At 70.0% G+C, this 24,546-nt stretch carries 23 protein-coding genes and 1 pseudogene; 7 read left to right on the forward strand and 17 right to left on the reverse strand.

The annotated features are described in order from the left end of the window. Positions 1-2 precede the first annotated feature (2 nt). From AB5J50_RS05065 to AB5J50_RS05115, 11 genes are all read right to left on the reverse strand, one after another. A complete protein-coding gene (locus tag AB5J50_RS05065) occupies positions 3-509 on the reverse strand; it encodes a heme-binding protein (RefSeq protein ID WP_369255272.1) in 507 nt (168 codons plus the stop codon). Further along, the gene (locus AB5J50_RS05070; RefSeq protein ID WP_327426396.1) at positions 506-1,291 is read right to left on the reverse strand and encodes an alpha/beta hydrolase; all 786 of its coding nucleotides are present in this window, start codon (positions 1,289-1,291) and stop codon (positions 506-508) included. The genes AB5J50_RS05065 and AB5J50_RS05070 overlap by 4 nt, the downstream gene beginning before the upstream one ends. A 50-nt stretch (positions 1,292-1,341) precedes the next feature. Further along, a complete protein-coding gene (locus AB5J50_RS05075) occupies positions 1,342-1,713 on the reverse strand; it encodes a VOC family protein (RefSeq protein ID WP_327426397.1) in 372 nt (123 codons plus the stop codon). Continuing rightward, positions 1,710-2,510, reverse strand: coding sequence for a fumarylacetoacetate hydrolase family protein (locus AB5J50_RS05080; protein ID WP_369255275.1), 801 nt, complete (start codon positions 2,508-2,510; stop codon positions 1,710-1,712). Before AB5J50_RS05080 ends, AB5J50_RS05075 begins: the two co-directional genes overlap by 4 nt. 6 nt (positions 2,511-2,516) lie before the next feature. After that, positions 2,517-3,965: an NAD-dependent succinate-semialdehyde dehydrogenase gene (locus AB5J50_RS05085; RefSeq protein WP_369255277.1), complete on the reverse strand. Its 1,449-nt coding sequence runs from the start codon at positions 3,963-3,965 to the stop codon at positions 2,517-2,519. Positions 3,966-4,035: 70 nt separating this feature from the next. Beyond that, entirely contained in the window at positions 4,036-4,956 is a 921-nt protein-coding gene (locus AB5J50_RS05090) for a VOC family protein (protein WP_369255279.1), read from the reverse strand. Positions 4,957-5,054: 98 nt separating this feature from the next. Beyond that, complete coding sequence (locus AB5J50_RS05095) at positions 5,055-5,966, reverse strand: LysR family transcriptional regulator (protein ID WP_369255281.1); 912 nt, start codon at positions 5,964-5,966, stop codon at positions 5,055-5,057. Between the two features lie 260 nt (positions 5,967-6,226). Then, positions 6,227-7,180 carry a sugar ABC transporter substrate-binding protein gene (locus AB5J50_RS05100; RefSeq protein ID WP_369255283.1) on the reverse strand — a complete coding sequence of 318 codons (954 nt, stop codon included), beginning with the start codon at positions 7,178-7,180 and terminating at the stop codon, positions 6,227-6,229. A gap of 84 nt (positions 7,181-7,264) precedes the next feature. Beyond that, entirely contained in the window at positions 7,265-8,281 is a 1,017-nt protein-coding gene (locus AB5J50_RS05105; RefSeq protein ID WP_369255285.1) for an ABC transporter permease, read from the reverse strand. Continuing rightward, complete coding sequence (locus AB5J50_RS05110) at positions 8,278-9,813, reverse strand: sugar ABC transporter ATP-binding protein (protein ID WP_369255287.1); 1,536 nt, start codon at positions 9,811-9,813, stop codon at positions 8,278-8,280. Before AB5J50_RS05110 ends, AB5J50_RS05105 begins: the two co-directional genes overlap by 4 nt. A 38-nt stretch (positions 9,814-9,851) precedes the next feature. Continuing rightward, a complete protein-coding gene (locus AB5J50_RS05115) occupies positions 9,852-10,409 on the reverse strand; it encodes a carboxymuconolactone decarboxylase family protein (RefSeq protein WP_369265310.1) in 558 nt (185 codons plus the stop codon). Between the two features lie 233 nt (positions 10,410-10,642). On the opposite strand from AB5J50_RS05115, the gene AB5J50_RS05120 reads away from it, so the two are divergent. Next, on the forward strand, positions 10,643-11,047 hold the full coding sequence (locus tag AB5J50_RS05120) for a cupin domain-containing protein (RefSeq protein WP_369255289.1): 405 nt from the start codon (positions 10,643-10,645) through the stop codon (positions 11,045-11,047). Positions 11,048-11,139: 92 nt separating this feature from the next. Here the strand turns inward: AB5J50_RS05120 and AB5J50_RS05125 are convergent, their stop codons facing one another. After that, entirely contained in the window at positions 11,140-11,994 is an 855-nt protein-coding gene (locus AB5J50_RS05125; protein WP_369255291.1) for a LysR family transcriptional regulator, read from the reverse strand. Positions 11,995-12,162: 168 nt separating this feature from the next. Here AB5J50_RS05125 and AB5J50_RS05130 point away from each other — a divergent pair, with 168 nt between their 5' ends. Beyond that, the gene (locus tag AB5J50_RS05130) at positions 12,163-12,966 is read left to right on the forward strand and encodes a DMT family transporter (RefSeq protein WP_369265311.1); all 804 of its coding nucleotides are present in this window, start codon (positions 12,163-12,165) and stop codon (positions 12,964-12,966) included. Positions 12,967-13,072: 106 nt separating this feature from the next. Here the strand turns inward: AB5J50_RS05130 and fusA are convergent. After that, a pseudogene (gene fusA, locus AB5J50_RS05135) lies at positions 13,073-15,161 on the reverse strand (elongation factor G). Between the two features lie 369 nt (positions 15,162-15,530). Then, positions 15,531-17,537, reverse strand: coding sequence for an RICIN domain-containing protein (locus AB5J50_RS05140; RefSeq protein ID WP_369255293.1), 2,007 nt, complete (start codon positions 17,535-17,537; stop codon positions 15,531-15,533). 247 nt (positions 17,538-17,784) lie between these two features. Here AB5J50_RS05140 and AB5J50_RS05145 point away from each other — a divergent pair, with 247 nt between their 5' ends. Both AB5J50_RS05145 and AB5J50_RS05150 read left to right on the forward strand, forming a co-directional pair. After that, the gene (locus AB5J50_RS05145) at positions 17,785-18,534 is read left to right on the forward strand and encodes an MBL fold metallo-hydrolase (protein WP_369255295.1); all 750 of its coding nucleotides are present in this window, start codon (positions 17,785-17,787) and stop codon (positions 18,532-18,534) included. Positions 18,535-18,631: 97 nt separating this feature from the next. Beyond that, a complete protein-coding gene (locus tag AB5J50_RS05150; protein ID WP_369255297.1) occupies positions 18,632-19,144 on the forward strand; it encodes a hypothetical protein in 513 nt (170 codons plus the stop codon). A gap of 76 nt (positions 19,145-19,220) precedes the next feature. Here AB5J50_RS05150 and AB5J50_RS05155 read toward each other — a convergent pair whose 3' ends face one another. Then, on the reverse strand, positions 19,221-19,433 hold the full coding sequence (locus AB5J50_RS05155) for a DUF4287 domain-containing protein (protein ID WP_369255299.1): 213 nt from the start codon (positions 19,431-19,433) through the stop codon (positions 19,221-19,223). Positions 19,434-19,567: 134 nt separating this feature from the next. Then, positions 19,568-20,425, reverse strand: a complete 858-nt coding sequence (locus AB5J50_RS05160; RefSeq protein WP_369255301.1) for a GNAT family N-acetyltransferase — start codon at positions 20,423-20,425, stop codon at positions 19,568-19,570. Between the two features lie 193 nt (positions 20,426-20,618). On the opposite strand from AB5J50_RS05160, the gene AB5J50_RS05165 reads away from it, so the two are divergent. Then, the gene (locus AB5J50_RS05165) at positions 20,619-21,161 is read left to right on the forward strand and encodes a GNAT family N-acetyltransferase (RefSeq protein ID WP_369255303.1); all 543 of its coding nucleotides are present in this window, start codon (positions 20,619-20,621) and stop codon (positions 21,159-21,161) included. A gap of 134 nt (positions 21,162-21,295) precedes the next feature. Here the strand turns inward: AB5J50_RS05165 and AB5J50_RS05170 are convergent, their stop codons facing one another. Beyond that, positions 21,296-21,958 carry a chaplin gene (locus AB5J50_RS05170; RefSeq protein WP_369255305.1) on the reverse strand — a complete coding sequence of 221 codons (663 nt, stop codon included), beginning with the start codon at positions 21,956-21,958 and terminating at the stop codon, positions 21,296-21,298. Positions 21,959-22,226: 268 nt separating this feature from the next. Between AB5J50_RS05170 and AB5J50_RS05175 the strand changes: the two genes are divergently transcribed. Then, positions 22,227-23,795: an alpha/beta hydrolase gene (locus AB5J50_RS05175; RefSeq protein WP_369255307.1), complete on the forward strand. Its 1,569-nt coding sequence runs from the start codon at positions 22,227-22,229 to the stop codon at positions 23,793-23,795. Positions 23,796-23,952: 157 nt separating this feature from the next. Then, a complete protein-coding gene (locus AB5J50_RS05180; protein ID WP_369255309.1) occupies positions 23,953-24,468 on the forward strand; it encodes a DUF4232 domain-containing protein in 516 nt (171 codons plus the stop codon). Positions 24,469-24,546 lie beyond the last annotated feature (78 nt).

Raw genomic sequence — 24,546 nt, forward strand, 5'->3', positions numbered from 1 at the left:
GTTCAGGCCCCCTTCTCGGTGTTCTCCGCGTGTTCGGCGTGCCCCGCGTGCTCCGCCGGCTTGCCCGCGACGCCCCAGGCGGCGAACTCCAGCTCGTAGCCGAGGGATTCGAGGACGTCGTCGGCGACCTGCTGGTCCTCGTCCGCCGTGCCGCCCGCGATGCCGAGGCCGCCGATGATCTCGCCGTCCTTCTTGATGGTGACGCTGCCCTCGGCGGCCATGATCGGCAGGGCCGCGCCGGGCAGCTGGGAGAGCTGGGAGAAGAAGACCGGCTGGCTCTCCTGCCACTTCTTCAGCATCTTGCCGGGCCGCTGCATGATGGCCGCGGTGTAGGCCTTGGCGCGGGCGATGTCCGGGGTGAGGGGGCGGGCCCCGTCCGAGCGGCGGACACTGATGACGAAGCCGCCGGCGTCCACCACGGCCACGCTCACCGCCTTCCCGAGCGACTGGGCGCGCTTCAGGGCGGCGTCGACGATCTCTTCGGCGGCGTCGAGAGTGAGGCTGCTCATGCGGCTTCCTTCTGTGCGGTGAGGGTGCGGCGGAGGTCGGCGACGGCCGCGTTGTACTGCTCGGGCGTCTCCCAGTACATGGAGTGCGGGCCGTCCTGGACGATCTCCAGGTGCGAGCCGGCCAGCAGCTCGTGTGCGCGGGTCACGGTCTTCACACTGAGCACCGCGTCCTTCTCGCCGGCCAGGAAGGCGACCTTCACGCCCGAGTTCTGGATGTCGTCCAGGGACGGGCCGTTGGTGTCGAGGTTGCGCAGGTCCTGCATCTTGGCGACGTTGAAGGTGCCCATCTGCTGGAAGAGGAAGGTGAGGTCGGCCCGCTCCTGCTGGAACTTCTTGGTGAGCAGGCGGTCGATCACCGGCAGCTTGACGGCCTCGGCGCGGTCTGCTGCGGCCAGTTCCTTGAGCTCGGGGTGGCTGATCCCGCCGAGCGAGTGACCGAGGACGACGGAGCTGACCCGCTCGGGGCGCAGCAGACCGGCGCGCAGCGCGGCGACGGAGCCGATGGACTGGCCGACGAGCATGACGTCGGTCAGATCCTCCTGGTCGAGTACGGCGATGAGGTCGCCGGGGAAGTCCTGGCCGTCGAACTCGGGCATGGACGAGTCGGACTTGCCGAAGCCGCGCAGGTCCACGGTGACGACCGTGAACTCCTCGCGCAGCGCGGCCACTTGCTGCCACCAGATGGCGTGATGGCCACCGCTGCCGTGCACGAACAGGATCGCCGGACCGCTGCCGTGGCGCTCGTAGTAGATGGAGGTGCCGTCGGAGTCGGCGATGGGCATGGGGGTGAACTCCTCGTGGTACGGGGAAGTGAAGTCCTTGCGGTGCGCGGTCAGTTGGGGCGCTTGCCGTGCCAGACCAGCTCGATCATGGTGTGGTCGGGGTCGTGGATGTAGCAGAACTTGGACTGGTTCTCGGGGCGCTCGATCGGGCGGGTGTGACGGATACCCAGCTCCTTGAGGTGGGCGAGGAAGTCGTCCCAGTCGTCGACCTCGACGGCGAAGTGATAGGGCGCCATGCGCTCCATCTCCTCGACCGGGGTGAAGTGCAGGTCGAAGTTGCCGCGGGTCATCAGCACCACACGGGTGTTGGACTTGGGCATGATCCGCTTCATCCCGAAGACCTTCGCGTACCACTCGGCGGTCCGGTCGGAGTCGGTGGTGGGGAAGTTGACGTGGTGGATGTAGCGGGGTGCGTTGCTCATGCGTGTTTCCCTTCGGGATGTACGGGGTTGGAGAGCACGCCGATACCGGTGATCTCGACGTCGACGGTGTCGCCCGCCTCGATCTGGCAGGTGGACTCGGCGCCCATCCACAGCACGTCACCCGGGTGCATGGTGATGTGCTTGGTGATCTCGACGATGTAGTCGAAGGGGTCGAAGACCATGTCGCCGGTCGGGAACGACGCGCGGACCTCTCCGTTGACGCGGAGGGTGGTCGTCTGCGCCAGGGCGTCGACGTCGGTCTCGATCCAGGGCCCCATCGGCTTGAACGTGTCGCTGTTCTTGCTGCGCCAGAAGGTTCGGTCCTGGTGCTGCCAGGTGCGGGCGCTCACGTCGTTGCCGATCGTCCAGCCGAAGACGGACTTGCGGGCTTCCTCGTACGTGGCGTGCCGCAGGGTGCGCCCGATGACCGCGACGAGTTCGGGCTCGGCCTCGAACCGGCCCTGCACGCCCGCCGGTTTGACGATGGGCGAGCGGTGGCCGGTGAGCGCGTTGTTGGCCCGGTAGCCCACCTCGGGGTGATCCGGGATCACGGCCGCGGGGTTGCCGAGCTTCGCCGCGTGTTCGATGTGCCGCCGGTAGTTCATGCCGACGGCGTAGAACACGGGCGGGACGACGACGGGCAGCCAGGTCGCGGTGGCGCGCGGCACGGTGCCGATGACGGTGGGCTCGCCCCCGAGCGAGGGCTCCAGGGGGGACTCGGACAGCAGCTCGATGTCCTCCTCCCCCAGGCGGCCCCACACCGCTCTTCCGCCGACCGAGACGCGGGTGTACTTCATCGCGCCTCAGCCCGCCAGCAGGTGGGAGACACGCTTGGTGATCAGGTAGGCGTCCAGGGCCTCGGGCCCGCCCTCCCTGCCGTAGCCGCTCTCCTTGACGCCGCCGGAGGGGGCCTCGCTGACGGAGCCGCCGCAGTGGTTGACGGAGAGGATGCCGGCCTCCAGTTCGTTCGACAGCTTCTCGGCGGTGGCGGCGGACTCGGTGAAGCCGTAGGCGGCCAGGCCGTAGGGCAGGGCGTTGGCGGTCGCCAGCGTCTCGTCCAGGTCGGTGAACGGCACGATCGGCGCCAGCGGGCCGAACGGCTCCTCGTGCAGCACGTCCGCGTCCGCGGGGACGTCGGTGAGCACGGTCGGGGCGAAGAAGTAGCCGTCCCGCTCCAGGCGTTCACCGCCGGTCAGCACCTTGGCACCGCGGCTGACGGCGTCGGCGACCAGGCGCTCCATGGTCTGCAGCCGGCGCTCGTTGGCCAGCGGGCCCATGGTGGTGTCCGCGTCGAGGCCGTCGCCGACGGTCACCGCCTGGGCGGCCTTGACGAACTCGGCGGTGAACTCCTCCACGATGCTCTCGTGGACGAAGAAGCGGCTCGGGGAGGTGCACACCTGGCCGGCGTTGAAGAACTTCGCCTGGGCGGCCTTGCGGGCGGCCTTCACCGGGTCGGCGTCCGCGCACACGATGACCGGGGCGTGGCCGCCCAGCTCCATCAGCGTCGGCTTCATGACCTCGCCCGCCTTGGCGGCGAGCAGCTTGCCGACCGGGACCGAGCCGGTGAAGGCGACCAGGCGGATCTTCGGCGAGGGGATCAGATGGGCGGAGACCTCGGCCGGCTCGCCGAAGACGAGGTTGAGCACACCGGCCGGCAGCCCGGCGTCGGCGTAGCAGGCCACCAGCGCGGCGGCCGTGCCGGGGGTCTCCTCGGACGCCTTGATGACGATCGAGCAGCCGGCGGACAGGGCGGAGGAGAGCTTCCGGTTCGGGCCGCCCACAGGGAAGTTCCACGGCACGAAGGCGGCCACGGGGCCGACCGGTTCGCGGCGCACGGTGAGCAGGGTTCCGGGCGCGGACGGGATGATCCGGCCGTAGGCGCGGCGGGCGTCCTCGATGTGCCAGCGCAGCGTGTCGGCGGTGCGCAGGGCCTCGGTGGTGCCCTCCTTGAGGGGCTTGCCCTGCTCCTGGGCCATGATCCGGCCGATCTCGGGGGCCCGCTCGGTGATCAGGTCGGCGGCGGCGTGCAGGATGGCGGAGCGCCTGGCGATCGGGGTGTCGCGCCAGGTCCGGAACCCCTCGGTGGCCGCGTCGAGGGCGCAGTCGAGGTCGGCGAGGGTGGCGAGGGGTACTTCTCCGATCACCTTCTCGGTGGCCGGGTTCACGATCGGGGCGGTACGTCCGGTGCCGCCCTGGCACCACTCGCCCGCGATGTACATGCGGACGGCGGGGTAGCCGTGGTCGGAGGTCATGAGTGGGTGCCCTCTCAGGCTGGCGTGTGAAGCGAGATGGGGTCCCCCGGCGGAGGGCCGGGGAGGTCGGTCAGGAGGCGGAGGCGTCCTGCTGGTCGCGGTTGGTGCGCAGCGCCCAGATGTGGTGGGGCGGTGTGGTCTCGTGCACGCGGGTCTCGTACGAGTCGTCGACCCGGTCCATGTCGGCGGCGTACTCGACCCGCCCGCCGCAGGGCGCGTGCACGAACCGGAAGACGTTCGAACCGACGGTGTGGCGGCCGAGCCTGCGGGCCTCGCGCCAGCCGTGGTCGATCATGTAGTTGCCGCCCTCGATCACATCGTCGAAGCCGGGGACCTCGTACGCGATGTGGTTGACGCCGGCCCTGTCGGGGCGGTGGCACAGCAGCATCGTGTGCTGGTCCTCGTCGCCCGGCGCCTGCATGAAGACGCCCATGGGCTCGACCACGTCGGTGGGCCGGAAACCGAGGCGCTCCACATAGAACGCGACGGCCTCCTCCCGGCCCTCCTTGAGGATGTTCAGGGCGACATGGCACATGCGCAGGGGGTGTACGCGGGCGATCGGTTCCAGGGCGGTGTTCCAGCGGCTGACGCTGCCCAGCGCGTTGGCGGTCCGGGGGGCGAAGGCCGCGGGCTTGGGCCTGGCCAGGGTCAGACCGACCCCGAAGCCGGTCTCGTCCACGGTGTGGAACACGCCGGCGGCGTCCTTCCGGACCGCGCGGTCGCGGCCTGCCGCCGCCGCCAGCCGCTCCAGCTCCTGCGGGGTGTCGACGCCCCACACCACCTCGCGCAGCGTGGGTCCGGCTTCCACCGCCGGCGGCAGCAGCGGGCCGGGCGCGGTGTCGAGGTGCAGGGTCTGCCCGGTGAGCGTCTCGAACACCGCGTGCTCGTCGGTCTGCTCCACCAGGAAGAGCCCGAAGTCGTCGAAGAACCGGACGCATTCGTCGAGATCCTCGACGCTGTAGGTGACCGATTCGATTCTCTGGATTCCCATGGGCTCCTCGTTTCGCGGGTCGCCTGGTGAGCGTAGATTTCGGGTCGCGGAGGCCTCAATGCTCCAGGCTCGACAGAATGTGCAATCGTTTCTTGCGGCTACGGCCGGATGGCCGGAATGGGATTCTGCGAGAACCACGTGGTGAGGAAGTCCAGGAATACGCTGATCTTGCGAGGGGTGTCCTGCCCCGGGCCGTAGATCGCGTACAGCGGACGCTCGGGCACCGCCAGTTCCGGCAGCAGCACCTGAAGAGCGCCGGAGACGAGGTCGTCGTAGGCCGGACGCTGCGGCAGCAGCGCGATGCCGCGCCCGTGCACTGCCGCCTTCTGCAGGGCGAGGTACGAGTTGGACGAGAAAGCGATGTTGCGGATCTTGTGCAGGGTGGACGCGTGTCCGTGGCCGATCCGCCAGACCGGGTCGTTGACGTGCACGAGGCAGTCGTGGTGCGCGATGCCGTTCGGCTCGGTGAGCGGCCCCGACCGGTCCAGGTAGTCCTTGGAGGCGCACAGCACGAAGGGCAGCGAGGCGATCTTCTTCAGACGGACGCTGGAGTCCCTGAGGTCGCGTGTGTGGAATGCGACGTCGAATCCGCTGTCCAGAAAGTCATAGGTCCGGTCGGACATCCCGCCGAGTTCGAATCGGACCTGGATTTTCGGATGCGCGGCGGAAAAAGCGGCGATGGCGTCCCCGAGGTCGAGGCTGCCTATCCATTTGGGACAGATGATGCTGAGCGTCCCTTCGGCGCGGTCGTGGAGGTGGGCGATGCCGGCGTCCTCGGCCTCGATCTCCTCCAGGATGCGCGCGGCGAACTCCGCGTAGCGCTGTCCCGGCTCGGTGAGGCTCACCGAGCGGGCGGTGCGGTTGACCAGCCGGACGCCCACCTGCCGTTCCAGCTCCGCGACGTGCCGTGACACCAGGGAGCCCGACGAGCCCAGCTTCTTGGCGGCTCCACTGAAGCTGCCGGCCTGCGCGACCGTGACGAAGCTGTGCATGAGGAGCAAGCGATCCATGATTCCTCCGGAGGCCCACGACTGCCAGGGGTGGGCCCCGGCGGCGTTGCCGGTCGTACGAGTGTGCGGATGGTGCGTCCGCCCGAGGGCGGGCCTCACGGCGGTCCGTGCATGGGGTCGCGCAGGGCCGGAATGTCCTCGGTGGGGGGTCTCCCCGCTCTCGCGAAGTCGCGAGTGGGCAGGCTCTACCAGGACATTCCAACGATGCGGCGGACGGGCGGCTCAGGACGCTGTGAGGCGGGCACCGTTCCCCAGGCCGGCTATGACTTGGGGCAGTACTGGGGCGCCTTGGTCAGGTTGTCCTTGGTGACCAAGAGAAGAGGAATGTTGGCAATTTTGTCAACCTTCTTCTTGTCCAGCAGACCGATCGCGTTCTTCACCGCCGTCTGACCGATCGTCATCGCCGAGTTGGCCACCGTGGCGGAGAAGCGGCCGTCCTTGACGGCGGCCAGTCCCTCGTCGGTGCCGTTGGCGGTCACGATCTTGACGTCCTTGGCACCGGCGGCGTCGAACGCCCTGCGGACGGCAAAGGCCATCTCCTCGTTGGCGACGAATGCGTAGTCCAGGTCGGGGTGGGCCTGGATCATGTTCTCGGCGACGTCCTGCGCCTTCGCGGGGTTGAACATGCCGGGCTGGTTCGCGACCACCTTGGCGTTGGCGGGCAGGCCGCCCTTGAATCCGCCCACGAGCAGGTCGGAGGCGGCGCCGGGGGCACCCGCGACGATGCCGACCTGCACGTTCTTGCCGGCGGCGTCCGTCCCGATCCAGCCGGCGTCCAGGCTGCCGACCTTCTTGAGGTCGACGACGGCCGCGCCGAGGATGTCGTTCACGTCGCTGGTGGCGACGGACGTCAGGTAGATCGGGATGTTGGAGGCCTTGGCCTTGGCTATGTCGCCCTTGAGCGAGTCGACGTTGACCGTCTGCACGATCAGCGCGCTCACGTTGCGGGAGATCATGTCCTCGATGTTGGACAGCTCGGTGCCGGCATTCTGGTGCGAGTTGGACGTGTAGACCTTGGCGCTCTCGGTCTTCGCCGTCTGCTCGACGGCTTTCTGCAGACAGCTGTGGAAGTTGGTGTCGCCACCGTTGACGAACCCGAGGGTGACGTCTCCGGAACCGGTTGAGCCGTTGTCCTTGCCACAGCCGCTGAGCACCAGGGTGCTGCAGGCGACCGCGGCGAACAGGACGTAGCGGGAGCGGGCGGGAAGTCTCATGGTGAACCGCCTTTCATGATGGGGCTGTGAGCACGACGAGCCGTTGGCACGACGAGCCGTGAGCAAAGATGAGGGGGGTGGTGATCAGTGCCGCGAGGAGCGGGCCTTGTGCATCTCGTTGGCGATGGCCGCGATGAGCAGCACGGCGCCGACGGAGACCGGCTGGTAGTTGCTGGAGAAGTCCAGGAGGTTGAGGGCGTTGGCCACCACACCGAGGAGCACCAGGCCGAGGGCGGTGCCGATCACGGTGCCGTAGCCGCCGGCGAGCGAGGTCCCGCCGATGACGACCGCCGCCACGACGGAGAGCTGTAGCGAGAGACCGGCGGTGCCGCCCGGGCTGCTGGAACCCAGCCGGGACAGCAGCATCAGGCCCGCCAGCCCCGAGAGGGCGCCGGTCGTGCCGTAGAGCACGAGTTTGCGCGCCGTGACGTTGATGCCGCTGAGGCGGGCGACGTGCTCGTTGCCGCCGATCGCGAAGGCGTCCCGGCCGAACACGGTGAACCTCATGACCAGGGCGGTGGCCACCAGCACCAGGACGGCCACGACCAGCAGGTACGGCACGCCGAGGATCTTGTTGTTGCCGAGGGCGAACATCCGGGTGCCGATGGAGATGGTGTTGCCGTCGTGCACCAGGAGAGCGACGCCGTCGAGCAGGGTGGCCGACGCCAGGGTCGCCACGAAGGGTGCCACGTTGGTGAACGTCACGACCAGCCCGTTGACCAGTCCGATGGCCGTGCCCAGCAACAGCGCGACGATCACCGCGAAGCCGGTGGACTGGCCGTCCGCCAGCAGCTTCGCCGCGACGGCCGCCGTGACCGCGACGTTGCTGCCCATGGAGAAGTCCATGCCGCCCGCGGTCATCAACAGCGTGAGGCCGGCGGCGAGCACGGCGTTGACGCTCACCTGGCTCAGGATGTTGACGATGTTGCGGTCGGTGGCGAACGTGGCGGACTGCACCGCGGTGAAGACCACCACGATCGCCAGGACCGCGATCAGACCGGCGTGGGGCACGCTCCGCAGAGCGCCGAGCGAGAACCCGGACCGGGGTGCCCCGGGCGGGTCGGAGACGCCGGGGGCATCGGGAAGTGTCTTGACGCTCACTGCGGTTGACCTCCGAGAGCGGTGGCGACGAGCTCGTCGCGCGTGATGGTGGTGATGTCGTGCACGGCGACCGTGCGGCCGGCACTGACGACGACGACCCGGTCGGCCAGCCGCATGACCTCCTCGGCGGAGGAGGAGGCGAGCAGTACGGCCACACCGCGCGAGGCGAGGTCGTCGACGAGGGTGTGGATGTCCGCCATGGCCGCGATGTCCACACCGTTGGTGGGGTCTTCGAGGAAGCACGCGACGGGCTCGGTCTCCAGCCATTTGCCCAGCAGGACCTTCTGCTGGTTGCCGCCGGACAGCGAGCCCACCGGCGGATTGCCGGTGAGGGCGACCACGCCGAAGCTCTCGCGCAGCGGCGCGGCCCGTCGGGCGAGTTCCGCGCGCAGATGCAGCCGCCGCCGTGCGAAGCGGTCGCCGGCCAGCATCAGGTTCTCGTCCAGGGACATGTCCGGGACGAGGCCCAGGGTCCGCCGGTCGCCGGTGACGCAGCGCAGGCCGCTGGCCAGCGAGGCGGTGATACGGCCGAAGGGCACGGGGCCACCGTCGACGCTGAGTTCCCCGGCGTCCGGGCGCTGCCGCCCGGAGAGCAGGTCGAAGAGGCAGGACTGCGCGTCCCCGGCGGGGCCGAGGACGGCGACGATCTCACCCTTGCGCACCTCGACGGTGAAGTCCTGGACGGCCCGGCCCTGGCTCAGGCCGCGCACGGCCAGGCCGATCTCGTCCTTGGGGGCGGGGCGGTCGGGGCGGCGTGAGACCACGTCCCGGCCGACCATGCTGCGGACCAGCCCGGCGGGATCCATCTCACCGGCCGGAGCGCTGGTCACCACTTCCCCGTCGCGCAGGACGGTGAGGCGGTCGGCGACGGCCATGACCTCGTCGATGTAGTGCGAGATGTAGACGACGGAGACGCCCTCGTCGCGGAGCGTGCGTACCAGAGCCCTGATCTGGTTCGCCGCCTCCGCGCTCAGGCAGGCGGTCGGCTCGTCGAGGATCAGGATCCGGCCACCGCGGCGCACCTCCCGCGCCACCTCGACCATGGTCTGCTCGGCGACCGTCAGGGAGCCCGCGGTGCGCTCCACGTCGATGTCGATGCCGAGGCCCGAGAGCGCCCGTTTCGCCTCGGACTTGAGCTCTCTCCAGTGCACGGCACCGCGCCGGGTCGGCAGATCGCCCATCATGACGTTCTCGGCCACGGTCAGCCCCATCGCCAGCTCGCGGCGCTGGGGAACCGAGGCGATGCCCTGGCGGCGGGCCTTGCGCACGGTCAGCCCGTGCTGGGCGTGCCCGTTGACCTCGATGGTGCCGCCGTCGGGCTGGTGCACTCCGGAGAGGATCTGCACCAGCGTCGACTTGCCGGCTCCGTTCATGCCCATCAAGGCGTGCACTTCGCCGGGGTACAGGTCGAGATCCACGCCTTTCAGCGCGGCCGCCCCGCCGAAGCTCTTGGTGACGCCTCGTACCCGGACCACGGCCTCGGGCGTCGTACCGGCACCGCCGTCGGCCGTGGTCGGTGTCCTGGGTGTCACAGCGATGCCTCCCTGCGTGTCCCGGTCCGTAACGGCTGTCACGGCCGCGGTCCGGCGGGAGCGACGCGCTCGTAGCCGCGGATGTCGGGGAAGGGGGGCTCGCGGTCCGCCTGGAGGTCCACCTGGAAGGTGTTCAGACACATGCCGAGCATCGTGAAGTTGCCGAGCGCACCTATGGTGTCGACCAGGCCCTTGGAACCGAAGTGCTCCAGCGCGCGGGCGAAGGTCTCGTCGGAGACGAAGTGCTCCTCCAGGATCTCCCGGCAGAACTGGTAGAAGGCCTGGTCGGCCTCGTTGTCGAAGACCGCCTCGCGCTTCTCGGCGACAGCCTTGACGGCGGCCTCAGGGATGCCGGCCTCGATCGCCTGGTGCACATGCGCGTTCCATGAGTACTGCGCGTCCCAGTTCCGGGCGGCCATCAGCAGCGTGAGCTCACGCAGGTGCTTGGGGAGGCTGCAGTCGAAGCGGGCGAAGGCACCGAGGGACTCGGCGCGCTCGCACATCTCCGGGCTGTGCAGCCAGACCCGGAACGGACCACGGACGGCGCCGCGCCGGCCGGCGATGCGGGCGGCCAGTTCCTGCTGGCGCGGATCCATTTCGTCATCGGTGAGAACGGGGAGCCTCATGTGGCCGTTACCTGCCTTTTCTTTCCGGCGTGTTTCAGGCACGTACTGGGAAGCCGTGCGATGCCAGCCGACGGTACAGCCGGGTTCGAGAAGCTCACCCCTCCCGGAGTGCAAGGTAAAACTGCACGCCGGAGGGCACCCATTCACGGGGACGCGACCTAACGTCGGTCGACGCATCACCGTTGATTGGAGAGGAACTCCGGATGACCACGATCATCAAGGCCGCGTCCGTGCCCCTGCTCGACCGCGGCGGTTCCGTCGTGACGACACCGCTGATCACGACGTCGGCGGCGGGCGGGGAGAACCGGATCACCAGCGGGATGAGCGTGTATCCGGTCGGTTCCGGGGCGCCGTTGCACTCGCACAACTGCGACGAGCACGTGACGATCCTCGAAGGCGAGGCGGAGGTGGTGGTCGACGGCGAGGTGACGAAGCTGGAGCAGTTCGACACCACCTACGTTCCGTCGCCCATCCCCCATCTGTTCAGGAACACCGGCGACCGGCCGCTGCGCATCCTGTGGGTGTACTCATCAGGCCATGTGACGCGGACGTTCACCGAGACCGGCAAGACGGTGGAGCACCTTTCGGACGCGGACCAGATGGGATGAGCCGGTGTTGAGGGCAGTCGAGGGGAGCTGCCCTCAACACCCTTTCCTCAAGGCGTCACTGACCAGGCATCAGGGGAACTTCCGGCCACGGGTCACCCCTCGCGGTACAGCTCCGTGAGGAGCTCTATCGCGGCCGGGGCGGCGGGATGCGCGTCGTCCCGCCACCAGGCCAGCCGCACCGCGATCGGCTCGGCGTCGCACACCGGCCGGTAGACGATGCCGGGGCGCGGGTACTGATTGGCGGTCGACTCGGCCGTCATGCCCACGCAGCGGCCCGTGGAGATCGCGGTGAGCCAGTCGTCGACATCGTGCGTTTCCTTGGTCTCCGGGCGGGAGTCCGCCGGCCACAGGTCCGTCGTGGTGGTGCCGGTCCTCCGGTCGACCAGCAGGGTGCGGCCGGCGATGTCGGCGAGTCCGACCGAGCGGCGTACGGCCAAGGGGTCGTCGGAGGCCATGGCGCACAGCCGGCGTTCCAGTCCCACGATGGCGGAGTCGAACCGGCGGTCGTCCAGTGTCCTGCGGACGACGGCCAGGTCGCACGCCCCCTCCGCGAGCCCGGCTGTGGGGGAGTTGACGCGCACGAGCCGCAGGTCCGTCTCGTGGTGCGCGTCGGCCCAACGGCGCTGGAAGAGCAGTGTGTGACGGCCGAGTGCCGACCAGGCGTACCCCATCCGCAGCGCGGCATGACCCGACCTGGCCTCCTGGACCAGGTCGTCCACCTCGCCGAGCACCCGCCGGGCATGTGCCACCACGCGCAGCCCGGTCGCCGTCGGGGTCACCTCGCGGGAGGTGCGCCTCAACAGGCGTACCGCCAGGGCGCGTTCGAGCGACGCGAGCGTGCGGGACACGGCCGCCTGGGAGACGCCCAGCGCGATGGCGGCGTCGGTGAACGTGCCCTCGTCGACGATCGCGACGAGACAGCGCAACTGCCGCAGCTCCACATCCATGACTGAAGCGTATAGATAGATCGCTGGATGCATTGTGCGCAAGAGGTGTCCCCGTCGCACCATCGCGGCATGGACGCAACGCCTACGACCACAGCAGCACCCGCGCTCCCGACGGTCCCGGTGCCGTCCGGTACCCGGCTCGCCGGCCGGCGGCTCGCTGTGGCCACGATGTTCGGCAGCGGCCTGTCCAACCAGACCGGGGCCGCGATCGGCTCCCTCGCCTTCCCCACCCTCGGACCTGTCGGTGTCGTCGCCGTACGCCAATACGTCGCCGCGATCGCCCTCGTGGCCGTCGGTCGGCCCCGGCCGCGCACCTACACCTGGCGGCAGTGGTGGCCGGTGCTGCTGCTGGCCCTGGTGTTCGCGGCGATGAACCTGTCCTTGTACAGCGCCATCGACCGCGTCGGTTTGGGGCTCGCGGTGACCCTGGAGTTCCTGGGCCCGCTCACGATCGCGCTGGCCGCCGCACGTCGCCGGGTGGACGCGTGCTGCGCGGTGATCGCCGCGGCCGGCGTCGTCACCCTGATGCGCCCGACGCCCTCCACCGACTATGCCGGGATGGGTCTGGGGCTTCTCGCCGCCACATGCTGGGCGTCGTACATCCTGCTCAACCGCACGGTCGGGCGACGCATCCCCGGAGTGCAGGGTTCGGCGGCCGCCGCCTGTCTCTCCGCCCTGGTGTTCCTGCCGGTCGGACTCGTGATCGCCGTCCGGAATCCCCCGTCCGTGGCGGCTGTCTGCTATGCCGTCGCCGCGGGCGTCCTCTCCTCCGCCGTGCCCTACCTGGCGGACCTGGTCACCCTGCGGCGCGTGCCCGCGCAGACCTTCGGCCTGTTCATGAGCGTCAACCCGGTTCTCGCCGCCGTGGTCGGGTGGATCGTCCTGGGCCAGAGCCTCGGCTGGATCGAGTGGACCGCCATCACCGCGGTGGTCTGCGCCAACGCCCTCAGCATCCTTTCATCACGTCCGTAGAGCCGCCGCCCTCCGGCCACGGGCTCACGACCCTCGTTGCGACAGCTTCCCGTGTGCCGTACGCCGGGACGGCCCCGCCCTCGGAGGGGCGGGGCCGTCGTCGGAGCTACGGGGCCGGGGTCCCGTGGGACGCCGGGCTCGGTGCCGGGGCGTAGCCGGTGGGGCGGGTGGTGAAGACTCCCCGGCCCTGGGTGCGGCTGCGCAACCGCGTCGCGTAGCCGAACAGTTCGGCCAGCGGCACGGTCGCGGTGATCACCGTCGCGCCGACCCGGGTGAGCGAGCCCGAGACCCGGCCGCGCCGTGCCGCGAGATCGCCGAGCACCCCGCCCACGGCGTCGGCGGGCACGGTGACGGTGACCTCGACCACCGGTTCCAGGAGCACCATCGCGCTGGCGCGCAGTGCCTCGCGGAGCGCCAGCCGGCCGGCCGTACGGAACGCCATCTCCGAGGAGTCCTTCGGATGGGTCGCCCCATCGGTCAGGGTGACGCGCAGCCCGGTCACCGGGTGACCGCCGAGCGGTCCCTCGGCGAGAGCGTCCCGGCAACCGGCCTCCACCGCGCGGACGTACTCCTGCGGCACCCGGCCGCCCACGACGGTCGAGCGGAACGCGAAGCCCGTCGGGCTCCCGTCGGCGCCGTTCGGATCGGCCTCCAGCGGCTCGACGTCGAGGACCACGTGGGCGAACTGACCAGCGCCTCCGTCCTGTTTGACGTGCCGGTGGACGTGCCCCGACACCCCGCGGGCGACCGTCTCCCGACAGGCCACCTTCGGCCGGCCGACACCGATCTCCAGCCCGTGGGCGCGCCGGATCTTCTCCACCGCCACCTCCAGATGCAGCCGACAGCACCGTCTGGCCGGTCTCGGAGTCGGTGCGGACGACCAGCGAGGGGTCCTCCTCGACCAGACGTGCCAACGCCGAAACCAAGCGGTCGGTGTCGGTGCTCCTGCGCGCCTCGACCGCCACGGAGACGACCGGATCGGCGACGGCCGGCGGTTCGAGGAGCAGCGGCGCCGTGGCAGCGCACAAAGTCGCCCCCGCGCGGGCCGACTTCGGCCCGATCAGCGCGACGATGTCACCGGCCACCGCGCGCTCCAGCTCCGCGTACCGGTCGGCCTGGACGCGCAGAATCCGGCCGATCCGCTCGGTGCGTCCCGCGCCCACGTCCCTCACCGCCTCTCCCTTTTCCACTGTTCCTGAATACACGCGCACATACGTCAGCCGTCCCGTGGCGGTCGCGTTCACCTTGAACACCAGCCCCGCGAACGGCGCCGCCGGGTCGGCGGCCCGCTCGTGCACCGTGCCGCCGTGCGTGCCGCGTACCGCCGGCACGTCCAGCGGCGAGGGCAGGTAGGCCACGGCGGCGTCCAGCAGCGGCTCGATGCCGCGGTTGCGGTAGGCCGAGCCGCACAACACCACCACGCCCTCGCCGGTACGGGTCAGGTCGCGCAGCGCGGCGGCCAGCGTCGCCGCGGAGACGGTGGACCGGGCGCAGAACTCCTCCAGCGCGGCGGGGTGGAGTTCCGCCACCGCTTCCTCCAGCAGCCCGCGGCGCCGCTCCGCCTCTTGGCGCAGGGCTTCCGGTACCGGTCCCTCCTCGACCGTGTCGCCGCCGTCGGCCCAGACCAGCGACCGCATACGCAGCAGATCCACCACGCCGGTGAAGGTGTCCTCCGTGCCGATCGGCAACTGGACGACGAGCGGGGCCGGATGCAACCGCTCCCGGATCGACTCGACCGCCCTGTCGAGGTCGGCACCGGCGCGGTCCAGCTTGTTGACGAAGGCGATCCGCGGTACGCCGTGCCGGTCGGCCCGCCGCCACACCGACTCGCTCTGCGGCTCGACGCCCGCCACGGCGTCGAACACCGCGATCGCGCCGTCGAGAACGCGCAGCGAGCGCTCCACCTCGTCCGAGAAGTCGACGTGGCCCGGTGTGTCGATCAGGTTGATCCGGTGGCCGTCCCAGGCACAGCTGACGGCGGCGGCGAAGATGGTGATCCCACGGTCGCGCTCCTGGGAGTCGAAGTCGGTGACGGTCGTGCCGTCATGGACCTCGCCACGCTTGTGGGTGGTCCCGGTGACGTACAGGATCCGCTCGGTGACGGTGGTCTTTCCTGCGTCGACGTGGGCGAGGATGCCCAGGTTGCGGACGGCGGTCAGCGGCTTGGTGAGGTGACGGTCGAGGTTCGTACGCACGGCCCATGGCCTTTCGGGGTGATCCTTCAAGGGGCGGCGCGATTCCCGGACGAGGGGCCTGTGGTCAGGCGCTGATGAGACGTCCGCGGCAGGCAGCACACCGCATCGAGATGTGCGGAGGCGGCAACCGACAGGCGGAGATCAGGAGTTCGTCGCGGGCATCCGGTTCCGGCCGCGCAGCCGGCACCGGACGCGCGGAGACACCAGGATCACCTCGAACTGTGACCGGGGAACGACGACAGCGGTGCGGTAACGCACGGCCCGGCTCCCCTCACTCGTCACGACGCGCACCGCTCGCAGGGGCGGCGCGCGCTTTCGTGGCGAGTGTAGGGAAGCCGGCGCGTGCGGCGCACCGGAATTAGTGGGGGCTCAGTTGCGGGTCCACTGCTGGTTCGTTCCCCCGTTGCACGACCACAGGTCGATCAGCGCTCCGTTCGCCGTGCCGTTGTTGTAGACGTCGAGGCAGAGGCCGGAGACGTTGTTGGTGATGGTGCCGTTGGAGTTGACGGTCCACTTCTGGTTGGTGCCGCCGTTGCAGTCCCAGAGGACCACCTTGGTGCCGTTGGCGGTGCCGCTGTTGTAGGCGTCGAGGCACTTGTTGCCGTAGACGACGAGTTCGCTGCGCGAGGTGTACGTGAACGTCTGGTTCTGGCCGCCGCCGCAGTCCCAGAGTTCGGCCTGGGTGTTGTTGGTGATGGAGCTCTTGAAGAAGTCGAGACAGCGGCCGGACCCGGTGCCGACGACCGCCGTGCCGTTGGTTCCCGGGATGGCGCGGACCGCGACGGCGTCGATGTCGGGTGCCGTGCCGGACGTCCCGAAGGTCAGCGTGTTGGAGCCCTTCGCCATACTGGCCAGGACGGAGACCGTGCGGTACGTGGTCGACGACCCGGTGGGCGGGAACGCGAGGGTCTGTGTGTACTGGCCGTTGACCTGGAGGGTCGCCTTGCGGGCGGTGGAGCCGCTGTTGGCGTAGGTGATGTCGACGAGCTTGGTGCCCGCGGCGGCCGTGGTGACCCCGGTGAACGTCGGCGTCGTGGCCGAGGTCGTGTCCTCGTACGTCGTCCCCGAGCCCTCCGTGCCGGAGACGGTGAGCAGGACGCCCTCTCCGGCGGGCACGCTGGTGGTGTAACTCGTCGCGTACGAGCCGGCGTTGGAGGCCGACCAGACGTTGCGCACCGCGGCGGAGGCCGTGGTCAGACCCATGTCGGCCCAGCGGGCGGTGATGTTCGCCGCGGCGGACGTACGGTTGAGCAGCAGGACCGCGCGCTTGCCGGTGCCGGAGAGGATCTTGCTGTAGACCTGCAGGCCGGTGCTGTCCTCGGCGACCTTGACGCCCTGGAGGCCGCGGGTGTCCTGGTCGATGGCGATGACCTCGGAGTTGGTGAGGATCGAGGCGGTCGTCGAGCTCATGGTGGCGAGGTTGTTGCCCGCGAGCAGCGGTGCGCCGGAGATCGCCCACAGGCCCATGTGGGTACGGTTCTGGGCGGCACTCAGACCGGTCATGCCGACCGTCATCATGTCCGGGTCGTTGTAGTAGCCGGTGTGCTGGGCGGCCGGGTGCAGCGACTTGTCGAAGTTGGCCAGGATGTTGGACATCGTCGGGTTGTCGGGGTAGTAGACGATGTCGGTGCTGGTGCGCCACATGTCACCGGTGCCGGCGGCCCAGTTCCAGGGGTTGCCGGTGCCCCACTCGCACAGCGACAGGACGAGCGACTTGCCGGTGACGGCGGTCGCTGCCACGTTCGCGTCGCGGATCGCCTTGTACGTCGTCTCCTGGTCGAGGCCCTCGGCGTTGCCGCCGCACCAGTCGATCTTGAGGAAGTCGAAGCCCCAGTTCTGGAAGGTCTCCAGGTCCTGCTGGTTGTGGCCCTCCATCCCGGTGTTGGGCGCGGCGGGCGTCGTCGAGGGGGTCGGGTAGTAGTAACCGCAGCCGTTCTTCCCGGCGTCGGTGTAGATCCCGGCCTTGAGGCCCTTGCTGTGGATGTAGTCCACGATGGCCTTCATCCCGCCTGGCCACTTGGCGGTGTCGACAGTGATGTTGCCGCTGCTGTCGCGGGTGCCCGGCCACCAGCCCTCGTCGATGTTGACGTACTTGTAGCCGGCAGCGGCCATGCCGGACGAGACGAGGGCGTCGGCCTGGGCCTTGATGGTGTCGTAGTCGATGACGCTGGCGAAGGTGTTCCAGGACGCCCAGCCCATCGGAGCCGGGTTGACCCCGATCTGGGTGGTGCTGACGGCGGTCGGCTCGGCCGGGAGCGGCGCGGCGGAGCGCCCGACTCCGGCCAGCCCGGCGACGGCGAGGCACAGAACGGCGCACTGAACAGCTGCGCGCCTCAGGAGGCCTCTGAGGCGCGCGGTGTGCGAATGGGGGGACATGCGGCTCTCCCTTGAGCGGTTTGTTCGCAGACTCGAACAAAAGTCAACGAGACTCGCCATATGGGAGCCGCCATTCCGGAGGCGCGTCAAGTACCTTGCCGACAGCGCCCGTTCACGTTCGGCCAGTGCCGTCGGTGAACGCGCCAGGTGTCCGAAAGGGCGCCGGTCAAGCCGCCGTGCGCCCGCGATACCTTCGCCTCACACGGCCCGACCCGGCCGGGGAAAGATCTCAAGCATCGGGATGGTCATGCGCGAGGACGCGATCGTTGAGGCCGCCGCCGGAGTTCATCTGGTGCACGGCAGCAACACCAACTGGGTGATCCTGACCGACGGCGATGCCGTCACCCTGGTCGACACCGGATATCCCGGCGACCGGGAGGAAGTCCTCGCGTCGCTGGACGCGCTGGGCCACTCTCCCGAGGCCGTCAGCGCCGTGCTCATCACGCACGCGCACAACGACCACCTCGGTTCCGCCGAGTACCTCAGCGGCACCTTCGGCATCCCGGTCTACCTGCACGAGGCGGAAGTGCCGCACGCGCGCCGCGAGTTCCTCCACCAGGTGAGTGTGGGGCAGGTCATGCGCCAGGCGTGGCGCCCCGGCGTACTGCCCTGGGCGCTGCACGCCATCAAGTCGGGCGGCACGGCGGACGTCCGCATGACCCGTCCCGAGGCGTTTCCCGCGGAGGGGCCGCTCGACCTGCCGGGCCGCCCGGTGCCGGTGCACACGCCCGGCCATACGCCGGGGCACTGCGTCTACCATCTGCCGGACTCCGGGATCGTGATCTCCGGTGACGCCCTGGTCAGCGGTCATCCCACCTCACGGATCCGGGGTCCGCAGCTGCTGCCGGCGATGTTCGACGCCGAGCGCGCCGGGGCCCTCGCCTCACTCGGGCGCATCGAGGCGCTCGCGGCGGACGTCCTGCTGCCGGGCCACGGTTCCGTGCACCGCGGTCCGGTGCGCGAGGCGGCACAACGCGCGCAGGAGCTGGCCGGTTGACGCCGCCCGGGCGGACCGCCACCGCACACGCGGGCCTGGGCGCTGTCCTCCCCCGAAGCGTTTGTCGGTTCGCACAGACCGTCAATAGATTGACCCGATGGGCCTTTTCGACAAACTGACCGGAACCAAGCACCCCAGCGAGGGTGTCGCACCGCGTTCGGCCGACGACGTCCGGGCGGCGCTGCTCGGACTGGGCGGTCCGGACGTGCCGTACGCCGTGCGCAACGGCATCCCCTCCGAGGGCGCCGACCTGGTGGCGGAGTGGCGGATCCGGGACCCTGCCTGGCGCACCTTCTTCGTCCGGACCCAGGTGAGCCGGACCCTCAAGATCCGGATGCGCCTGGTTCCGGCGACCCACGAGGTCCGTGCCCTCGACGAGCAGTGGGAGGTCACCTGGGTCGGGGACACCCCCAGGCTGGCGCGGTCGCGCGAGTACGGCCGCGGGCAGGTGACCATGGTGTCCCGGGACTGGACGGTCGAGCGGGGGACCGACGGCCGCCCGCAGCTGACGGAGGTGTACCACTTCGACCCCGCGGAGATGAAGGCCCCCTTGCGGGACGCGGTCCTCGGCGCGGGATGGACATGGCGCGGAGTGGTGTTCAAGCTGTGACCGGCCCAGTGGGACGCCGACGCGCCTTCCCGTCACGGCGCCCCGCAGGCGGTCGGTCACACCTCCGTCGAGCGGCTCACTTCCCGCTGTCCTCGGCGAGGGTGTGCGCCACGAGGGCGTTGGCATGACCGTGTCCCAGCCCGTGCTCGGTCTTGAGCCATGCCACGAGTTGCATGTGCTTGGTGAGCGGTGAGGAACGGATGAGTTCCTTCCACTCTGCGATGGGGCGGCCGTACTTCTTCTCGATCGAGGGGAAGTAGCTGGCCGGGCCCTTCACGGTTTCCGTCATGCCGTGTTGTCCCTGTCCATCGAAGCGGAGCCGATCCCGGCGCACTCGTTGCGCCTGCCCATATGACCGCGGAGGGAGCGGGAACTCATCGGCCCTCCGCGGACGGGTTTCCACGCCCGCGACGACGGACGGCTCTAGCCGAGCTCCAGCGTCGTGACGCCGTAGACACGCTCCTGGGCGAACGGCCTGACCGGTCCGGTGTACATGCGGGCCGTTTCGAAGGACGGGGCGAGGCCGAGTTCCTCGACCAGGGCGATGCCCGCCGTGTTGGTCTCCGGGATGTCGATGGCTACCGCACCGCCGGCGGCGTCGGCGGCCAGCGCGGAGAAGAGCGCCCGGGCGTCGTCGGCGGTGTCCGCGAACAGCGGGCCGATGCGCAGGGAGTCGCGGGCCGGGCGGATCACCCCGTAGCCGGTGAGGTGCCCGTCATCGGCGAGGCGGACGAAGGTGCGGTGCTCCGGGCCGGTCAGCCAGCTCTCCACGAACGCCGGCCGGTCCGCGGGGCAGCAGGCACTGTCGTACGCCGTGATCGCCGCGAGGTCCGCCTTCTCGGCGGGCCGGACTCCCGGCGACGTCTCCCCCACCGGGGCCACTCCGCCGAAACGGACCGTGCGATGGGCGAGTTCGAAACCCGACTGTCGGTAGTTGTCCTGCTGCGCGACCACGCCGTCGAGGCCGACGGTGCGGCCGCCGGCGTGGGCGAGGGCGGTCTTCCAGGTGGTGATGCCGTAGCCGCGCCCGCGCAGATCGGGGCGTACGAGGTAGAAGCCCAGGAAGGCGTAGTCGGCGCCGTAGTTGACCACCGAGATGGCCGAGACGGGCTCCCCGCCGATCCGGCCGATGAAGAAGCCCTCGGGGTCCTGGGCGAAGAAGCTCGCCCTGTCGGACAGCCCGGGATTCCATCCCTCGTCCGCCGCCCAGCCGCCGACCACCTTCCAGTCGTCGAGGGTGGCCTGGGTGACGACGAGGTCTTCGGGTCCCGGAGAGGTCATGTGGGCGCTCCATTCCATACGGGGTCGCGTCAGTGCGGTGGTCGGTGGCACCCGCAGCATCCTTCCCGATCTCCGTGCCGTTCGCAGCGGCAATCACCCGGCGCGGGAAGGGATTTGGCCAGGATCCCCCGGATCGGTCTGATCCCACGGCTCCCGCGCCGCCGCTCGCGAGTCGGTCCTAGGGTTACCGTTCATGAGCGTCGAACACGTGAACCTGCGCCCGGTGGCCGAGGACGATCTGCCCGTCATCGAGCGGTTTCTGACGGAGCCTCAGTCATCCGCGCCCTTCCAGTGGTTCGGCTGGTGGGACACCCGGCGCTGGCGGCGCCAGTGGGCGGAGAACGGCCTGCTCACCGAGGACGCGGGCCAGCTGATGGTCGTGCGGGACGACGAGCGACTGGGATTCGTCGCCTGGCGGAAGGTCGCCTCCAGCCGGACCACGCATTACTGGAACATGGGGATCGCTCTGCTGCCGGAGGCACGTGGCAAGGGCGTGGGCACCGAAGCACAGCGGCAACTGGTCCGGTATCTCTTCGCCCACACGCTCGTGATGCGCATCGAGGCCGACACCGAGTCGGAGAATGTCGCTGAGCAACGCGCCCTGGAGAAGGCCGGGTTCACCCGCGAGGGCGTGCTCCGCAGTGTCGTGTTCCGCGACGGGCGGTGGCGCGACGGGGTGCGGTACAGCATCCTTCGCGATGAGATTGACGCGGGCACGGACGCGTCACGCAGTTAGCCTCCGGGACGCCCTCGCGCCTTCCCCTCCCAAGCAGAGGGGCTCGGCCCGCTGAACCCCACCGGGCGAGGGAGCCGAGGAGGCCCCACCGGTCACGAGCCCGGTGGGCCTTCCGTCCTCGGTGGGCCGGTGGGTCAGCGCACCGCGACGGGCCGGAAGCGCCGGTAGAGGACGGCTCCGCCCAGGACCAGGGCCGCGCTCGCGGCGATGGCGGGCACCGTCTGGTCCGTGCCGGTGTGGGCGAGGGAGACCATGGGCTGTCCCTGCGGGGTGTGCCGGGGCGCCGGGGCACCCGGGTGCGCCTTGTGCGGGGCGGGCGGCTTGGGGGAGGGCCCGACGGGGTGGTGGGGCAGGCCTCCGGAGGTGTTCGTGGACTCGTTGCCGACGGACGCGTTGCCGAGGCCGACGACCGTCACGGAGTTCCCGGTGACGTTCACCGGGAGATGCACCGGAAGCTGTACGCCGTTGCCGGAGAGCACCCCCGGCGAATCCTTTCCGCTGCCATGTGCGTCGGCACCGCCGTGCGTGTCACCGGGCGCAACGGCCCCGCCGCCCTCGCTCTCGTTGGCGCAGCTGTTGCCCGCCGCCGGGTTGAGCAGCCCGGCCACGTTCACGGTGTTCCCGCACACGTTCACGGGAACGTGCACCGGGAGCTGGATGGTGTTGCCGGAGACCAGCCCGGGCGAGCCGACGGCGGTGCCGTCCGCCGCGGAGTCGGCGTGCGCCGGCATGGTCACGACCAGCGCGCCCGAAGCGGCGGCCGCGGCGATCAATCCATTTCGGGCAACCCGTTTCATAGGTTCCCTGCCTTCCAGACATGGTCGCGAGCACTCGCCCGCATGGCGTAAAACGCAGAAGAACCATCCGAGTTATGGCTTATCGGCCTTTCACCCCATCGAGCGTCATGGTTATCGAACTGGCGCAGCGGTTCGTACGAAAGATGCGGGCGCGCAGGGTAAGGCATTCCGGCCCGTTCCGCTCGCCCAGAGGCGTGGCCCCTGACCTGTGCTTATCGTGATCCGGGGGGTATCGCCGGTCCACCGCCGGGGGTCCCTGGAGGCATGCATGCTGTCCGTGCACCAACGCTGCGCGTTCGCCGGAGCCGCGACCGCGACGCTGGCCCTGCTGGCGGCAGGGCTGCCCGCGGTGGCGACGGCCGCCGGCGGTCCGGACCTGTCTCGTTTCTACCGTCAGAAGATCAAGTGGGCGGCCTGCGAGGGCGAGAGCATGCCCAAGGACCTGCAGTGCGGGAAGGTGACCGTCCCGCTGGACTACGCGAACCCGGGTGGCGGGACGCTCGACGTGGCGATGGCCCGCTACCGGGCGACAGGCAAGTCCAGGGGGTCCGTGCTGTTGAACTTCGGTGGCCCCGGAGGCGCGGGAATCAGTGAACTCGCCCTCGGGGGCAAGGACTTCATGGGCCTGACGAACGGCTATGACGTGGTGACCTTCGATCCCCGCGGCGTCGGCCAGTCCTCGCCCGTCAGCTGCGGCGAGGGCGTCGACAACGCCTCCGACGCGACGAGCGGCACCGTCGACAGCAGTGATCCCCAGGCCGTTCTCACTGTGATGAAGAAGGCGGCCGACCAATGCGCCAAGCACTCCGGCCCGGTGCTGCCGCACATCGGCACGGTCAACGTCTCCCGAGACATGGACGTGATGCGTCAGTCGCTCGGCGACAAGAAGCTCAACTATCTCGGTTTCTCGTACGGAACGCGGCTGGGCGCGGTGTACGCGGCGCAATTCCCCAAGAAGACGGGTCGGCTGGTGTTCGACGGCGTGGACACACTCACCGAATCGCTGTCCGAGCAGGGTCTGGTGGGCGCCGCGGGGCAGCAGATGGCCCTGGAGGACTTCCTCACCTGGTGCACGAAGGACGTGGGCTGTCCCTTCGGGCAGGATCCGCGCAGCGCGCGACAGCAGGTCGTCCAGCTTGTCGACTCGCTCGACAAGGACCCGGTCCCGACGGACCTCGGCCAGCAGTTCTCCGGCCAGGACCTCGTGGGCGCCATCAGCCAGGCGCTGTACAGCAAGCAGCTGTGGCCCACCCTCGAAGCGGCCCTCACCCAACTGATCCAGGACGGCGACACCCGCGGCCTCATGCAGCTGTCGGGAGGCGTCTCCTTCCCCGGCGCCGCCGCGGGGGCCCGGCGGGACGGCGGACTCGTCGACGCGCAGGACGTCCCCATCGACAACCTCCCCGCCGCCCTGATGGCGATCGACTGCGCGGACGACCCGGACCGGCCCACCGCCGACCAGGTCACCCAGGACATCGACAAGCTGCGCGCCTCGTACGAGGAGGCGTCCCCCGTCTTCGGTCAGTACCGGCTCACCCAGGTGCTGATGTGTTACGGCCGCCCCAAGGGCACCGACTACATCCGCGACAAGGTGCGCGACGTCCACACCCCGAAGATGCTGCTCGTCGGCACCCGCGGCGACCCCGCGACCCCGTACCGCTGGACCCTGGAGACCGCCAAGCGGCTCGGTTCGTCGGCCGTCGTGCTCGACAACAAGGGCGAGGGGCACACCGGGTACGTGTCCTCCAAGTGCGTGCACCGGAAGGTCGACGACTTCCTGCTGTACGGCTCCCTGCCGGACAGCGGCAGCTCGTGCGCGCCGGAAGACGACAACTGAGTCCCGGTGGGGACCGAAGATGACAGAAAGGGCGCGAACCGGTAACACGGACAAGTCGGGTACAACCTCTCGTACGCCCCGGCCGTCACACTGGGCAGGCGTCGCCTTGACCCGGCGCGCCGCACCGTATGTGACCACACCAGGGGGAACACCACCGATGCGCATCCGAACCGTCCTCGCCCTTTCGACCGCCGCCACCGCGCTGCTCCTGGCCGTGCCCCAGAGCGGCTCGGCCGCCCCGCGGCCCGTGCGGCCCGCGAAGTGCGCGGAGAACGTCCTCAAGCTGCGGGCCGGGCAGTCCGCGGACCCCACCGTCGTCCACATCAGCGTGACGAACCGCTCCGCCCGCACCTGCACCGTCGACCGCATTCCGACGGTCACCTTCGGTGACCTCGACGGCGCGGCCCTGCCGACGCCCGCGGGTGAGAGCGGGCCGTACCGGATCGGCGCGGGCAGGACGGCGTACGCCGCCGTGCGCACGATCGCCGACCCGGCCGACCCGGAGGCCCGCCGGGTGGACGCGATCACCGTGTCCGCCGACCCGTCCCGCTTCGGGCGCACCTTCACCGCGCGCGAGCTGGGCGCCGGTGACGCCGTCCTGGTGTGGGAGCCGCTGACGACGTGGTGGAAGCCGTCCGTGGCCGCCGCGGACAAGGCACTCGACACCAAGTAGCCGCCGGCCCGAGTGCCCCGGTCGCCGTTCGGCGGGGCAGACGTCCGCCACCTGATCGGCTCAACCGAGCCGCGTCCC

Origin of the sequence: Streptomyces sp. R35, assembly GCF_041053035.1 — a bacterium.
GTDB classification, from domain to species: domain Bacteria; phylum Actinomycetota; class Actinomycetes; order Streptomycetales; family Streptomycetaceae; genus Streptomyces; species Streptomyces lutosisoli.

What these genes read in the sequence shown, in the direction of transcription:
- AB5J50_RS05100 (WP_369255283.1), bottom strand. Translation starts at nt 7,180, where the DNA reads ATGAGACTTCCCGCCCGCTCCCGCTACGTCCTGTTCGCCGCGGTCGCC.
- AB5J50_RS05145 (WP_369255295.1), top strand. Translation starts at nt 17,785, where the DNA reads ATGCGCGAGGACGCGATCGTTGAGGCCGCCGCCGGAGTTCATCTGGTG.
- AB5J50_RS05140 (WP_369255293.1), bottom strand. Translation starts at nt 17,537, where the DNA reads ATGTCCCCCCATTCGCACACCGCGCGCCTCAGAGGCCTCCTGAGGCGC.
- AB5J50_RS05180 (WP_369255309.1), top strand. Translation starts at nt 23,953, where the DNA reads ATGCGCATCCGAACCGTCCTCGCCCTTTCGACCGCCGCCACCGCGCTG.
- AB5J50_RS05150 (WP_369255297.1), top strand. Translation starts at nt 18,632, where the DNA reads ATGGGCCTTTTCGACAAACTGACCGGAACCAAGCACCCCAGCGAGGGT.
- AB5J50_RS05065 (WP_369255272.1), bottom strand. Translation starts at nt 509, where the DNA reads ATGAGCAGCCTCACTCTCGACGCCGCCGAAGAGATCGTCGACGCCGCC.
- AB5J50_RS05170 (WP_369255305.1), bottom strand. Translation starts at nt 21,958, where the DNA reads ATGAAACGGGTTGCCCGAAATGGATTGATCGCCGCGGCCGCCGCTTCG.
- AB5J50_RS05115 (WP_369265310.1), bottom strand. Translation starts at nt 10,409, where the DNA reads ATGGATCCGCGCCAGCAGGAACTGGCCGCCCGCATCGCCGGCCGGCGC.
- AB5J50_RS05125 (WP_369255291.1), bottom strand. Translation starts at nt 11,994, where the DNA reads ATGGATGTGGAGCTGCGGCAGTTGCGCTGTCTCGTCGCGATCGTCGAC.
- AB5J50_RS05080 (WP_369255275.1), bottom strand. Translation starts at nt 2,510, where the DNA reads ATGAAGTACACCCGCGTCTCGGTCGGCGGAAGAGCGGTGTGGGGCCGC.
- AB5J50_RS05075 (WP_327426397.1), bottom strand. Translation starts at nt 1,713, where the DNA reads ATGAGCAACGCACCCCGCTACATCCACCACGTCAACTTCCCCACCACC.
- AB5J50_RS05160 (WP_369255301.1), bottom strand. Translation starts at nt 20,425, where the DNA reads ATGACCTCTCCGGGACCCGAAGACCTCGTCGTCACCCAGGCCACCCTC.
- AB5J50_RS05130 (WP_369265311.1), top strand. Translation starts at nt 12,163, where the DNA reads ATGTTCGGCAGCGGCCTGTCCAACCAGACCGGGGCCGCGATCGGCTCC.
- AB5J50_RS05120 (WP_369255289.1), top strand. Translation starts at nt 10,643, where the DNA reads ATGACCACGATCATCAAGGCCGCGTCCGTGCCCCTGCTCGACCGCGGC.
- AB5J50_RS05085 (WP_369255277.1), bottom strand. Translation starts at nt 3,965, where the DNA reads ATGACCTCCGACCACGGCTACCCCGCCGTCCGCATGTACATCGCGGGC.
- AB5J50_RS05070 (WP_327426396.1), bottom strand. Translation starts at nt 1,291, where the DNA reads ATGCCCATCGCCGACTCCGACGGCACCTCCATCTACTACGAGCGCCAC.
- AB5J50_RS05090 (WP_369255279.1), bottom strand. Translation starts at nt 4,956, where the DNA reads ATGGGAATCCAGAGAATCGAATCGGTCACCTACAGCGTCGAGGATCTC.
- AB5J50_RS05165 (WP_369255303.1), top strand. Translation starts at nt 20,619, where the DNA reads ATGAGCGTCGAACACGTGAACCTGCGCCCGGTGGCCGAGGACGATCTG.
- AB5J50_RS05175 (WP_369255307.1), top strand. Translation starts at nt 22,227, where the DNA reads ATGCTGTCCGTGCACCAACGCTGCGCGTTCGCCGGAGCCGCGACCGCG.
- AB5J50_RS05095 (WP_369255281.1), bottom strand. Translation starts at nt 5,966, where the DNA reads ATGGATCGCTTGCTCCTCATGCACAGCTTCGTCACGGTCGCGCAGGCC.
- AB5J50_RS05155 (WP_369255299.1), bottom strand. Translation starts at nt 19,433, where the DNA reads ATGACGGAAACCGTGAAGGGCCCGGCCAGCTACTTCCCCTCGATCGAG.